The following is a 13350-nucleotide window of genomic DNA, read 5'->3' as shown; positions in this document are numbered from 1 at the left end:
GAATTTTTATGGAAAACATCGTTCTTTTCTCCGCAGTCAAAGCTAATGCCGGTCTCGACTTCGTCACGCCATTGAAAGCCGTCCTGGACAGCCACTGGTACGTTCTGGGTAACGAGGTGAAGCTGTTTGAGGAAGAGTTTGCAAAATACGTGGGCGTGAATCACTGCATCAGCGTGGCCAACGGCTCGGATGCCCTTGAGCTGGCACTCAAGGGGTTGAGCGTAGGAAGTGGCGATAGCGTCATCGCGGTTGCCAACGCAGGCTTCTATGGCAGCACGGCTATTCACGCGGTGGGGGCCAAACCGTTTTATATCGATATCGATCCCGTCAGCCTGACGATCTGTCCAAAAGCACTTGCCGCGGTCATCGAAACCAAGCCTTCCGCCGTAATTGTCACGCACCTGTATGGCCAACTGGCAAACATCGAAGAAATCGTGCGCATTGCATCAGCTGCCGGTGTTCCTGTGCTGGAAGACTGCGCTCAGTCTCACGGCGCCCGCCGCAATGGTAAGCAATGCGGAAGCTTCGGCACTATCGCCTGTTTCAGCTTCTATCCGACAAAGAATCTCGGTGCGTTGGGTGACGGCGGCGCGATTATCACTGACGACGATCAACTGGCTAAGCGTATTCGCCAATTGCGCCAATATGGCTGGACGCAAAAATATCAGGTATCGATCCCCGGCGGCCGTAATAGCCGCCTGGACGAAATGCAGGCCGCGATCCTGCGCGTGAAACTGCCTCACCTGGACGCATGGAACGAACAACGTCGCTCCATCGCCAAGCGCTACAGCGACGCCTTCGCTACACTGGACATGCAACTCCCATCCTCCACGGACGAAGATTACGTTGCTCACCTTTACGTCGTACGCGTCAAAGACCGAGCCGCGTTTGCTGCAGCGCTCAAAGAAAAAATGGTTAACACGGACATCCACTATCCAATTGCAGATCACAAACAACCTGCTTACGCCGTTGACCAAGTAGCCTCGCTTGAAGAGACTGAGCAAACATGTGAGAAAGTTATTTCTCTGCCTTGCTACCCTGGTTTGACCGACCAAGAAGTCGATCGCGTGATTGAAGCGGTCACTGCTTACTTCACCGAGGGGAAATAATCTTGCTGACGTTGGTCATCCCGGTATATCGCAACGAGGGCAACGTCCCGGATTTGCTATTGGCCCTCGCAGGCTTGAATACTCAACTGGACAACGACCTCGAAGTTGTGTTCGTTGTGGACGGCAGCCCGGACCGCTGTTACGAGATCCTTAGGGAAAAGCTGCCCTCGCAGCCCTTCCTTTCCAAGTTGATTCTCCTGTCGAGAAACTTCGGATCGTTCATGGCGATCCGTACCGGCCTGCAGAACGGAAGCGGCGACCGATTTGCGGTGATGGCGGCGGATTTGCAAGAACCACCTGAACTGGTGCTTGAGATGAATCGCGTCCTGCTGCGTCAGGAAGTAGACGTCGTGGTGGGTGTCAGGGAGGGTCGCGAGGACCCTTGGGCCACGCGCACAGCCTCAAGAATATTCTGGGGTCTTTACCGCCGGTATGTGATCCCAGAAATCCCTCCGGGTGGCGTGGATATGTTTGCCTGCAACAAGGCGTTCAGGGACACATTACTCACGCTGGATGAGCGGCATAGCTCGTTGATCGCACAAATATTCTGGCTGGGGTATCGCAGGGAGATTGTGACCTACACCCGTCAGGAACGAGTTCACGGCAAATCGGCATGGACCCTGCGTAAAAAGATCAATTATCTTATGGACAGTGTCTTCTCATTCACTGACTTGCCCATCAGACTGCTGACCCGAGTGGGCGCCTTTGGCTCTGTACTCGCTGCAGTATTCGCTTTAGTCACTTTGATAGCGAAGCTCAACGGCATGATTGAAGTGCCAGGCTACGCAATGATCATGCTGACGATAACCTTCTTGGGCTGCTTGAATCTCCTGGGGCTGGGCATCGTAGGCTCATACGCTTGGCGCACTTACGAGAATACAAAAAACCGGCCATTGGCAATTCCAATGCGGGTCGAAGATTTTGGAGACAGGAATGAGCAAAACTAAGGACTTTTTTGTTCACAGCCATGCGCTGTGCGAATCGGAAAAAATTGGTAAAGGCACGCGCGTATGGGCCTTCGCCCATGTCCTGCCAGGTGCCACTCTAGGCAGCGAATGCAATATATGCGACAACGTTTTCATTGAAAATGATGTAATCATCGGCGACCGCGTCACACTCAAGTGTGGCGTACAGGTCTGGGATGGCATTACCATTGAGGACGATGTTTTCATTGGCCCCAACGCAACGTTCACCAACGATCTGTTCCCTCGCAGCAAAGTTTATCCGCAAACTTTTGCTCGAACCATTATCCGAAAAGGAGCCTCGCTTGGCGCCAATTGCACGATTCTGCCGGGTATTACAATCGGCATAAACGCAATGATCGGCGCAGGGGCGGTTGTAACCCGCTCGATTCCGCCCAACGCCATCGTGGTGGGTAATCCAGCGAAAATCATCGGTTATGTTGACGCTAAACCGGTCAGCGCTGTGCAGGATGCAACCAGGGCCGACAAGGCCAAACCAAGCATCGTTGCGACCTCAATCAAAGGCGTCACGCTACACACGATGACCGAAGTCGCTGACATTCGCGGCAGCCTGTCCGCTGGTGAATTCGAGCGAACCGTTCCGTTTAAATCAGAGCGCTATTTCCTCGTCTACGATGTGCCTACCGCTGAGACGCGCGGAGAGCATGCTCACCGGATCTGCCATCAATTTCTGGTCGCAGTAAAGGGCTCGGTGCATGTTGTCGCTGATGACGGTAAAACCCGCGAGGAATTCATCCTCGACAAACCGAATAAAGGGATCCACCTCCCGCCTATGACTTGGGGCATTCAATACCGTTACTCCCATGATGCAGTGCTGCTGGTATTTGCATCCCATTACTATGACTCTGAAGATTACATTCGTAACTACGACGAATTCAGGTCGATAATTGGCACCCCACAAAGTCATGAATAAGCTTTACTCGTGCATCGCACGGCTCGACTTCAGTAGGTTTTTACTGTCTGGCGGCTTTAACACCGCCTTGACATACATCGTGTATATTTTATTGCTTAACGTTGCCACGTACAAAGTGAGTTACACCATTTCATATGCACTAGGGATAGTGCTGGCATATTTTCTAAACCGATTTTTTGTTTTCCGGACACACCGGGGAATAAAGTCAATCCTATTCACACCCTTAATTTACCTAATTCAATATTGCTGCAGCTTGATTATAATTTGGCTTTTGGTAGAAAAAATGCTTGTCAGCCAACTTTTCGCCCCTCTTGCTGCCATTGCCTTTACACTTCCAATAACATTTATATTGAGTAAATTAGCATTCGGAAAAATGCAAAAACAATAACGCGACCTGTCAAAGACAATTCACAAAGAAATCAAGGATAATGGATGAGCCGGCAGATCTGGTACCTTACTATAACCGTATTTTTTATACTCATTGCGTCAATGCTTATCTGCGGTACCATACCGGTTGGCAACGGTGCTGGATGGGACGGGGCCGGCTATTTACGCGTTATTGAAGACATCGGAAAGGGGATTTTTCTAAAAAACGACCCTTATCACGTCACACGCCTTCCGGGATTCGCACTGCTCATATTGTTTTCCGTTTTAGGATTTAAAGGTGGCGACCTGGTAAATATCCAGATCGGAGTCAATATCCTACTGGCCACATCCTCCGTCATCCTGATCTATCATACATTAACAACGCTTACATCCTCTAAGGCCCGATCTACCATATGTGCGCTAACGCTACTGTTTAGCTGGCCATTGTTAGTCATGCCTGTATATTATCCAATCCTCAGCGACCATATAGCTTTATTTATTTCATGCTTGAGCATTTGGCTGTGGGCCAATCATCATCAAAAATTTTTGTATGCCATATCGGGCGATTTTACCTCAATGCGCTAAGACCATAGTTACAGAAAAACCGAATTTGCTAGGCAGAATATTTCTCTTCCTGCTGCTAATCGCTGCCTTTGCCAAAATAGCTGTAGCTAAATTTCTTGAAATCCCAGACGAGTCCATCGTGCAACAAGGTAAAAACCTTGAAGGCGAGACTGCTCTAATTGGATTGAAGTTACTCTCAGGTTCAATGGCGTTTTTGCTAATGGCTTTTTTACTTTGGAGAGCGGGCTCATACCTGCTGACCAAATCCACTTGGACATCGATCAGCATCCCCAAGCTAGTAGGCGCACTCTTACTACTTTTGATAAATGCGCTAATCATGTTCAAGGGTATAAATTGGGATACTGGCTTCAAAGGCCCACCACTATTAAACTTCATGACCGCACAAACTCTTGCACTTCCCCTTAAACCGATCGTAGCTCATTTTATAGGGTTAGGGCCTGCAGTCCTTGTAGTGTTGGCCACAATACTTTTTAAATCCACATCTTGTCGATCCATCATAAGCCTCGAAATTATATTCATTAGCTTTACCCCGTTATTAATTTTTGGGGCAGAAAGTAGACAATGGATTGGCATTCTGCCAGTTGTAATATGCTTACTAGGTGTCTACAACTGGACAACCGCGCAGCGCGTATGGTGCCTTATAGCCTCCGCGCTGATTGTAGCACCTGCTCTGCTGCTTAAAAGTCAGGTTACCCTTGCCACAACACAGTCTCTAAGCTTTCAAAGCACTGCTTGGCAATACTATTTCAACCGACAAGGCCCGTGGATGTCTGTTTACTCCTACGAGATCGCCCTGATTGCACTCGCGATATTTATAATTGTATTTATTTACTTACCATCGATAACCAAAACACTTAAAGCAGTCGGGAACTCGCCTTCGTAACGATAGATTAAGACACATTATTTTCACCACCAATGACCGTCGAGTTAGCGCCTCGGCGCTCATATAATACGGGCATATTTAAAGCTCTCGACGGCTAAGTGGCAGAAAAACAATAGCTCAACTCGGATTAGCGAAGGCGAATAATAGATAAACCATGGAGCAAACAAATAGCTCCAAGTAATATCTTCTCTGCTTTACGCCTTCTACACTGAGGAGAATACCAGGCCAGCTCTATCATCGAACTACGCGTCTTAAGCGCATAACTTTCATTCCACCATGGAGCATCAGCTTCTGTTAAAGACGAAATCAGACGAATTTGATCAAACCACCAACCGTTGAATACTTTTTTCAGGCGTGAGGCTCCTGAACGAATACCAGCATTTACGCCTAACTGATTATTCGCATGCTGGCGATAGTCCAGTCCGGGCACAGGATCAATGAACCATTCGTATCCGGAACTTCGGGCGAACGCGTAGCAGTACCAATCATGCAGGCTCACATCCTGAGCCATAAGCCAATTAGCGATCAATGAGTTCTTGAAGTCAGTGACCAATTGTTTGGTCATAACATAAGTACTGCCGGGCCCTGCCGCTTCAAACAGATGGTCCCATTTGACCTGAGGCTGAGCCTTATTGATCAACATGCGCCGGCCATCTGGCCAGAATGCAGTGACATTACTGGAATACCCGTCGTAAACGCCCGACGCTAGAACCCCAACCGCTCGACTAAGCTTGTCGTGGTTCCAGATATCATCCTGATCGGAAAAGGCGACGTACTCATACATAGAAAAGTCAACGTCGCGCAGCAGCCTGAAGAAGTTCCGCGCTGCACCGCCAAAGCGTCCTGTTGGCGCAAGTATGACGGTATTGGGATGTGCCGCTGCGTAGGATGCACACCACGTTTCGGTGCCGTCCACAGAGGGATCGATACTTATGAATAGGGTCACGCTCACATCAATTTGAGCCTGGATTGAAGCAAGCTGCTCTTCAATCCAGGCCATGCCGTTATAGGCAGCCAACAGGATGGCAATCTTGGGCTGCGCTATCGGCATCGTCGGGTCCATCAGTCAAATCACAGGGCGGCTAGCAAACGTAGGTCAGAGAGACCCTTCTTCGAAAAGCTTCTGCAGGTACTGCCCGTAACCGGTTTTCTTCAGCTTTTCAGCCTGAGTACCCAGTTGCTCGGCGGTGATCCAGCCGCTGGTGTAGGCGATCTCTTCAAGACACGCCACTTTCCAGCCTTGACGCTGCTCGATGGTGTGAACGAAGTGGCTTGCTTCCAGAAGCGACTCGTGAGTACCGGTGTCCAACCAGGCAAAACCGCGACCCAGCATCTGAACGGTCAGGGTTTTCTGATCGAGGTAAGCGCGGTTGACGTCGGTGATTTCGAGCTCGCCACGTTCCGATGGCTTGATGTTCTTGGCGATTTCAACGACCTGGTTATCGTAAAAATACAGACCGGTGACTGCATAGCTGGATTTCGGAACGGCTGGCTTCTCTTCGATACTCAGCGCACGGCCAGTCTGGTCGAACTCGACCACGCCAAAGCGCTCGGGATCGTTGACGTGATAGCCAAAGACTGTCGCGCCATGCACCTGCTCAGACGCAGCGCGCAAGTTGTCCGAGAAGTGTTGGCCGTAGAAGATGTTGTCGCCCAGAATCAGGCAGCAAGGGTCATTGCCGATGAATTCTTCGCCGATGATGAAGGCTTGGGCCAGACCATCGGGGCTCGGTTGTTCAGCATAGGTCAGCTCAATGCCGTACTGACTGCCGTCACCCAGCAGTTTTCGGAAGCTAGGCAAATCTTCGGGCGTCGAGATGATCAGGATCTCACGCATGCCTGCCAGCATCAGAACCGACAGCGGGTAGAAAATCATCGGTTTGTCGTAGATGGGCAGCATTTGCTTGGAAACGCCCAGGGTCAGCGGGTGCAGGCGCGTGCCCGATCCGCCGGCCAGAATGATTCCCTTACGATTGGTCGTGTTCATTTATTGAGGGCTTCCATAAGCATTCGGGTTACGCCACTTTGCCAATCCGGCAAGTGTATCGAAAAGGAGTCGCGGAGCTTTTTCGTGTCGAGACGCGAATTCAAGGGGCGACCGGCGGGTGTGGGATATTCGGTCGTGGCGATGGGATTGATCGTTTCCACAGCCAGCAGTTCACCCATTGCGCGAGCAGTGTCGATTACGTATTGCGCATAAGCGTGCCACGACGTCTCACCAGCAGGCGCCAGATGGTAAATTCCGGACAACTCCGGCTTGGTGCGCGCTTGCAGCAAGGCCATAACCGCTACGTCAGCCAGCAGGTCCGCCCCTGTCGGCACGCCGATCTGATCGGCAATCACGTTCAGGGAAGTGCGATCCTTGGCGAGCCTGAGCATCGTCTTGGCAAAATTGTTGCCCCGCGCCGCATAGACCCAACTGGTCCGGAAGATCAAATGCTTGCAGCCAGACGCCACAATCAGCTGTTCGCCTTCAAGCTTGGTTGCTCCGTAATAATTGACTGGAGCGACCTCATCGCTTTCTTTCCAGGCAACCGTGCCGCCGCCATCGAACACGTAGTCCGTGGAGTAATGCACCAGAAACGCATCAAGCCGCTTGGCCTCTTCAGCCATCACCTGGCTGGCGAGCGCGTTTATCGTGTGGGCCAAATCGCGCTCGGTCTCTGCCTTGTCGACTGCAGTGTAAGCGGCAGCGTTGACGATCACGTCTGGCGCAACCTGACGGATGGCTTCACGCAGGCCTGCCAGATCAGCTAGATCGCCCGCGAGAGTGCCGTAGGCGGTCAATGCAGGATTGCGATCCAATGCAATGACTTCGCCAACAACGCCCAGCGCACGCTGCAGTTCCCAGCCTACCTGGCCGTTTTTACCAAGCAGCAGAATCTTCATGCTTTGTCAGTACGTGCGGCGTAGTTTTTGTCGATCCACTGCTGGTAGCTACCGCTTTTAACATGCGCCACCCACTCAGGGTTTTCGAGATACCACTGCACCGTCTTGCGAATGCCCGAATCGAAGCTCTCTTCCGGCACCCAACCCAGCTCGCGTTCGATCTTGCTGGCATCGATCGCGTAACGCAGGTCGTGACCCGGACGATCTTTGACGTAGGTCAGCAGGTCGGCATGCGGACGGAAAGCGGAATCCGGACGCAGCTCATCGAGCAAGGCACAAACGGTGCGCACGACTTCGATGTTTTGTTTTTCGTTGTGGCCACCGATGTTGTAGGTCTCGCCAATCTCGCCTTCGGTGACGACTTTGTAGAGTGCACGGGCGTGATCTTCTACAAACAGCCAATCGCGGATCTGGTCGCCCTTCCCGTAGATCGGCAGCGGTTTGCCTTCCAGTGCATTGAGGATAACCAGCGGGATCAACTTCTCGGGGAAGTGGAACGGACCGTAGTTATTGGAGCAGTTGGTGACCAGAGTTGGCAGACCGTAAGTGCGTGCCCAAGCGCGCACCAGATGGTCAGAGCTGGCCTTGCTGGCAGAGTACGGCGAACTTGGCTGGTAAGGGGTGGTTTCGGTGAAGAGATCTTCCGGCCCATGGAGATCGCCGTACACTTCGTCGGTCGAAATGTGGTGGAAGCGGAAGGCCGCTTTGCGCGTTTCATCCAGTGAAGACCAGTAGCCGCGGGCAGCTTCCAGCAGCACGTAGGTGCCAATGATGTTGGTCTGTATGAATTCCGAAGGCCCGGTGATCGAGCGGTCAACGTGCGATTCGGCGGCCAGGTGCATCACGGCATCGGGCTGGTGATCACGGAACACGCGATCAAGGTCTTCGCGGTTGCAGATATCGACGTGTTCAAACGCGTAGCGCTCGTTCTGGTCAACGGCCTGCAGGGACTCCAGGTTACCCGCGTATGTCAGCTTGTCGACGTTGACGACGGAGTCTGCGGTATTGGAAATGATGTGGCGAATGACCGCCGACCCGATAAAGCCGGCACCGCCGGTAACAAGAATCTTCACGCGAATTCATACCCTCAGTTGCTGGCAAACCCTCATGCAGGGCTGCCTGATCCATGATGCGAGCGCTGGACGACTATCGTTTCAGCGCCTGTAAAACTAATCCGTCAGATGCATCGACAGCTGAACATCGGACGACCAGCAAATTCCTTCGACTGCATTTTACTGACAAATACATTTATTGCTAAAACAGAATGCAACTCACGGGTGCGAACCGGCGCGCGTCACCGTGCGTGGCGGCCAGCACTGGAAGACCTCAAGGCTTACGCTTCCTCGGCCCGGTATTAAACACCGGCACTTTGCGCACAGGCTTGACCGACGGCGCTTCTGGCGCTGCATCACCGCTGTCCACCCATTTGCCCAGGTTGCGCTTGCCGCCACCGCTGACTTTCGGCTTTTTGGGTTTTTTCGGCTTCTTCAGTATCTGGCCGCTGGCGTCGGTGGCCGGAACGCGGTGTTCAGGCTCGAAATCCTGCTCTTCCTTACGGGTGAGGGTCTGGCGCGTCAGCATCTCGATGGCGGACAACAGCTCCACCTCGTCGGCGCACACGAACGAAATAGCTTCCCCGGTCAGGCCGGCGCGCCCGGTGCGGCCGATGCGGTGGATGTAGTCTTCGGCAACGATCGGCAGGTCGAGGTTGACCACGGTCGGAAGGTCGTCGATGTCCAGACCGCGTGCAGCCACGTCAGTAGCGACCAGAATCTGCACTTCTTTGGCCTTGAAGCGGTCCAGCGCACGCTGCCGTGTGGCTTGCGGTTTGTCGCCGTGAATGCCGTCCGCGTTAATGCTCAGGCCTTGCAGGCGGTCAACCAGTTGATCGACACCGACGCGGGTTTTGGCGAAGACCAGCACTTGGGTCCAGCGCTGTTTTCTCAGCAGATGGATGAACAGTTCGGCCTTGCGCTTTTTGTCCACCGGCACGACCCATTGCTTGACCGAGGACGCCGCCACGTTGCGCGGGCTGACTTCGATGCTCAGCGGATCATCGAGCATCTGTGCGGCCAACGCGCGGATGGCATCCGAGAACGTCGCGGAAAAAAGCAGCGTCTGGCGGCGCTTGGGCAGCGCGGCGTAGATGTCGCGCAGCTCTTCGGAGAACCCCAGATCCAGCATGCGATCGGCTTCGTCGAGGATCAGCGTTTGCACCTGGGAGAATTTCACGGCGTTCTGCCGAAACAAGTCCAGCAAACGGCCTGGAGTCGCCACCAACACGTCCACGCCACGGCGCAGTTTCATCATCTGCGGGTTAATACTGACGCCGCCATACACCGCGTAGGTGGTCAGCGGCAGGTGCTCGGCGTATTGAGCGATGTTCGCGTGAACCTGTTCGGCCAGTTCGCGGGTCGGCACCAGCACCAAGGCGCGAATCGAGTTGGAGACTACTTTCGGGCCTTCCATGGTCAGGCGTTGCAACAGTGGCAAAGCGAAACCGGCAGTTTTGCCAGTGCCGGTCTGGGCGGCTGCCATCAGGTCGCGCCCGGCCAGCACGGGAGGGATCGCCTGCGCCTGGACAGGCGTCGGGGTCTGGTAGCCGAGCGCATCAAGGGCGCGCAGCAAGGGTTCGATCAGGCCGAGAGAGGCGAATGTCATGGGGATACCGTAGGAAAAGTGTCAGCACGTTTTGCAATGGCCGGCAGTTTACCCTTTCTCGGCGGGTTTCTGCTTGCGCCACTGCGGCAAGCCGATCAGCACCACGGCGCTGATGATCACGGCCATCGCCAGCCCTTCTTCGATGCCAATGTGTTCACCGGCGAACGCGACGCCCAGCATCACCGCCACCGCGGGGTTGACGTAGGCATAGCTGGTGGCGGCGGCCGGGCGCACATTCTTCAGCAGGTACATGTAGGCGCTGAACGCGATGATCGAGCCGAACACCACCAGATACGCCATGACCAGCCAGCCGGAGAGGCCGGGCGATTGGGTCATGCGCTCGCCACTGAGGACGCTGCCAGCGAGCAACATGGCACCTGCGATGAGCATTTCACAGGCGCTGGCCATGGGACCGACCGGCAGCGGCAAGTATCGACTCCAGACCGAACCGAACGCCCATGACGCGGCAGCCAGGATAACCAGCGCGGCGCCCATAGGGCTGGCTTGCAGATTGGAGCCCAGGTTGAGCAGGCCTATGCCCACCAGCCCCAGCAGAATGCCGGCCCATTCAAGCCGGGTGTTGCGATGCCCCCAGAACAGACCGAACAGCAAGGTGAACAACGGCACGACCGCGACAGACAACGCAGCAACGCCTGACGCCACGCCTGCGTGCTCAGCCAGCGTCACTCCCCCGTTGCCACAGGCCAGCAGCAAAAACCCGATCATGCCGGCGGACACCCACTGGCGCCGGGATGGCATCGGCGCCCCGCGCCAGCACATGAAGGCGAACAGCACCGCGCCGGCAATCGTAAAACGCACGCCCGCCATCATCAGCGGCGGCCAGGTTTCGATGCCGATGCGAATGGCGAGGTACGTAGAGCCCCAGATGACATACAAGGCGAAAAAAGCACCCATCAACAACAGGGGGAAACGGCGAGAAACAGGCATGAATAGCTCAAGGTCTAGTTGTTGTGGCGGATCATTTTAGGAATGACAGGCGCTGGATATCAGCAACACATGGGATTTATTCGACCCATACACTTTTTTGGCGCTTGGTCTTGGCATCTGCCACAGGCTTTGCTGCGGCTGCGCGGCAGATCGCAGGCAAGCCAGCTCCCACGCCCTTCGCGCAGAAGCGAGATCGCGCTGCGTTTACATAAACGACAGCCGCTGTCTGTAGCCAACTTGTTGGCGACGGGGCGCACAGCGGACGGCGCAGCCCGGTGTCAAAAACCGCGATGGCGTTTGATGGCTTCGCTGACTTTTTTGGCCGGGACTTTTTGCAGGGAGCACATCATCTGGTGGGACACGCTGCTGACGCCGTGGGTGTGGCGCAGTTCGTTGCTGAGGTGCGCGGTGAGGTTGGCGGCCATTTCAGCATCGGCCATGGCCCGGTGGGCCTTGCCGGTGTTTGGCAGGCCGGCCCACGTGGTGAGGGTGCCAAGCTTGTGATTCGGTGCGCCAGGCATCAGGCGGCGCGCAAGTAGCAGGGAGCACGCGAAGCTCTGCTCGCGCAGGCGCTTGATGCGCGAAAGTTCGTAATCCCAGAACTTCTGGTCGAACGAGGCATTGTGCGCAACCAGCGGGGTGACGCCGACGAACTCGGCCACTTCGTTCATCACTCGGTCGGCGCTGGGGGCTGTGCGCAGCATGCTGTTACTGATGCCGGTCAACGATTCGATAAAGGACGGAATGCGTACACCGGCGTTCATCAGGCTTTGATAACGCTCCACGATGCGCCCTTGCTCCATGATCACCACGGCAATCTCGGTGGCGCGGCAGCCAGCGCCGGGGGAGATTCCGGTGGTTTCAAAGTCGATAACAGCGATGCGCTCGTGCACGGTTTTAATGGCCTTTAGCGATGGTCTTGAATGTACGGCTCGCCCTGTAGGAGCCAATTTGTTGGCGAAGCGGTCACAGTGTTGTGTCAGGAACGCCGCCTCGCGAACAAGTTCGCTCCTACAGTGGAGTGCGGCTCTAATTCTTGAGCAACAACCCGCCTTCAATCGGCACATATCGGCTGGCCGCGCGGATCAGCGAGTTGGCAGTGAGCCCGGGCACGCCATACGCCACTGCTTCAACGCCGTGCTTGCTGATGATGCGCTCGAGTAGCAAATCAAAATCGCCATCACCCGAGGCCAGCACGACTTCATCCACGTTGGGCGCGACGTCCATGATGTCGATGGTGATGCCCACGTCCCAGTCGCCTTTGGCCGAGCCATCGCTGCGTTGAATGTACGGCTTGAGTTTGACGACGAAACCCAGGTTGCGCAGGATCTGCTGGAACTGTTGCTGCTTGCTGTCGCCACGGTCGATGGCATAGGCATAGGCTTCGACAATCTGCCCGCGCTGGCTGATATCAGCCCACAGAGCGGCATAGTTGAAGTGGCAGCCATGAGCCTGACGCACGGTGTAATAGAGGTTTTGTACGTCGGCGAACACCGCAATTCTTTTCACCGGAAATCCTCGATGCGCTAACGAGCGACAACGGCCCGAAAGGCGAGCCGGCGCTCAGTATGCCAGTTTGAGGAAGTGATTGAAGAGTGGCGTGGGAAGGAAGACCGAATTAGCGCGTTGAGAACCCGGTGACGCGCGGCTGACACCGCGGGCTGTAGACGCGAATTCATTCGCGTGGCGTCGGGACTGATTCAATCTTTATCCGAAACCGCCTCGCCAACAAGTTGGCTCCTACAGAACCGAGGCGCTTCTGAATGGGCGCTTGATCTGTAGGAGCGAATTCATTCGCGTGGCGTCGGGACTGGTTCAACCTTTATTCGAAACCGCCTCGCCAACAAGTTGGCTCCTGCAGAACCGGAAGCGCTTCTGAATGGGCGCTTGATCTGTAGACGCGAATTCATTCGCGTGGCGTCGGGACTGATTCAACCTTTATCCGAAACCGACTCGCCAACAAGTTGGCTCCTACAGAACCGGAAGCGCTTCTGAATGGGCGCTTGATCTGTA

General features: G+C 54.6%; 14 protein-coding genes. 6 read left to right on the top strand and 8 right to left on the bottom strand.

What is annotated here, in order from left to right; all coding sequences use genetic code 11:
* Positions 1 to 8 precede the first annotated feature (8 nt).
* The 6 genes from OYW20_RS04205 (at position 9) to OYW20_RS04180 (ending at position 4839) form a co-directional block, all read left to right on the top strand.
* On the top strand, positions 9 to 1109 hold the full coding sequence (locus OYW20_RS04205) for a DegT/DnrJ/EryC1/StrS family aminotransferase (RefSeq protein ID WP_268799480.1): 1101 nt from the start codon (positions 9 to 11) through the stop codon (positions 1107 to 1109).
* Positions 1106 to 2056 (top strand): glycosyltransferase family 2 protein, encoded by a 951-nt coding sequence (locus tag OYW20_RS04200; protein WP_268801040.1) that lies wholly within the window; start codon positions 1106 to 1108, stop codon positions 2054 to 2056. Before OYW20_RS04205 ends, OYW20_RS04200 begins: the two co-directional genes overlap by 4 nt.
* Positions 2043 to 3005 (top strand): WxcM-like domain-containing protein, encoded by a 963-nt coding sequence (locus OYW20_RS04195; RefSeq protein ID WP_268799479.1) that lies wholly within the window; start codon positions 2043 to 2045, stop codon positions 3003 to 3005. Before OYW20_RS04200 ends, OYW20_RS04195 begins: the two co-directional genes overlap by 14 nt.
* Positions 2998 to 3393 carry a GtrA family protein gene (locus OYW20_RS04190; protein ID WP_268799478.1) on the top strand — a complete coding sequence of 132 codons (396 nt, stop codon included), beginning with the start codon at positions 2998 to 3000 and terminating at the stop codon, positions 3391 to 3393. The genes OYW20_RS04195 and OYW20_RS04190 overlap by 8 nt, the downstream gene beginning before the upstream one ends.
* 44 nt (positions 3394 to 3437) lie before the next feature.
* On the top strand, positions 3438 to 3956 hold the full coding sequence (locus tag OYW20_RS04185) for a hypothetical protein (protein ID WP_268799477.1): 519 nt from the start codon (positions 3438 to 3440) through the stop codon (positions 3954 to 3956).
* Between the two features lie 118 nt (positions 3957 to 4074).
* Entirely contained in the window at positions 4075 to 4839 is a 765-nt protein-coding gene (locus OYW20_RS04180; protein WP_268799476.1) for a hypothetical protein, read from the top strand.
* A 127-nt stretch (positions 4840 to 4966) separates the two neighbouring features.
* Here the strand turns inward: OYW20_RS04180 and OYW20_RS04175 are convergent, their stop codons facing one another.
* The 8 genes from OYW20_RS04175 to OYW20_RS04140 form a co-directional block, all read right to left on the bottom strand.
* Positions 4967 to 5902, bottom strand: coding sequence for a glycosyltransferase (locus OYW20_RS04175; protein ID WP_268799475.1), 936 nt, complete (start codon positions 5900 to 5902; stop codon positions 4967 to 4969).
* A 33-nt stretch (positions 5903 to 5935) separates the two neighbouring features.
* Positions 5936 to 6826: a glucose-1-phosphate thymidylyltransferase RfbA gene (gene rfbA / locus OYW20_RS04170; protein WP_268799474.1), complete on the bottom strand. Its 891-nt coding sequence runs from the start codon at positions 6824 to 6826 to the stop codon at positions 5936 to 5938.
* Positions 6823 to 7728, bottom strand: coding sequence for a dTDP-4-dehydrorhamnose reductase (gene rfbD, locus OYW20_RS04165; RefSeq protein WP_268799473.1), 906 nt, complete (start codon positions 7726 to 7728; stop codon positions 6823 to 6825). The genes rfbA and rfbD overlap by 4 nt, the downstream gene beginning before the upstream one ends.
* Positions 7725 to 8801, bottom strand: coding sequence for a dTDP-glucose 4,6-dehydratase (gene rfbB, locus OYW20_RS04160; RefSeq protein WP_268799472.1), 1077 nt, complete (start codon positions 8799 to 8801; stop codon positions 7725 to 7727). The genes rfbD and rfbB overlap by 4 nt, the downstream gene beginning before the upstream one ends.
* A 253-nt stretch (positions 8802 to 9054) precedes the next feature.
* Positions 9055 to 10389 (bottom strand): DEAD/DEAH box helicase, encoded by a 1335-nt coding sequence (locus OYW20_RS04155; protein WP_268799471.1) that lies wholly within the window; start codon positions 10387 to 10389, stop codon positions 9055 to 9057.
* Between the two features lie 48 nt (positions 10390 to 10437).
* Complete coding sequence (gene yedA / locus OYW20_RS04150; protein ID WP_268799470.1) at positions 10438 to 11337, bottom strand: drug/metabolite exporter YedA; 900 nt, start codon at positions 11335 to 11337, stop codon at positions 10438 to 10440.
* Positions 11338 to 11615: 278 nt separating this feature from the next.
* A complete protein-coding gene (locus OYW20_RS04145; RefSeq protein ID WP_268799469.1) occupies positions 11616 to 12230 on the bottom strand; it encodes a 3'-5' exonuclease in 615 nt (204 codons plus the stop codon).
* A gap of 136 nt (positions 12231 to 12366) precedes the next feature.
* Positions 12367 to 12846 carry an NYN domain-containing protein gene (locus OYW20_RS04140; protein ID WP_268799468.1) on the bottom strand — a complete coding sequence of 160 codons (480 nt, stop codon included), beginning with the start codon at positions 12844 to 12846 and terminating at the stop codon, positions 12367 to 12369.
* Positions 12847 to 13350 lie beyond the last annotated feature (504 nt).

It is taken from the genome of Pseudomonas sp. BSw22131 (assembly GCF_026810445.1).
GTDB classification, from domain to species: domain Bacteria; phylum Pseudomonadota; class Gammaproteobacteria; order Pseudomonadales; family Pseudomonadaceae; genus Aquipseudomonas; species Aquipseudomonas huanghezhanensis.
The sequence above is the reverse complement of the archived record's forward strand: the minus strand, read 5'-3'. Positions and strand labels throughout refer to the sequence as shown.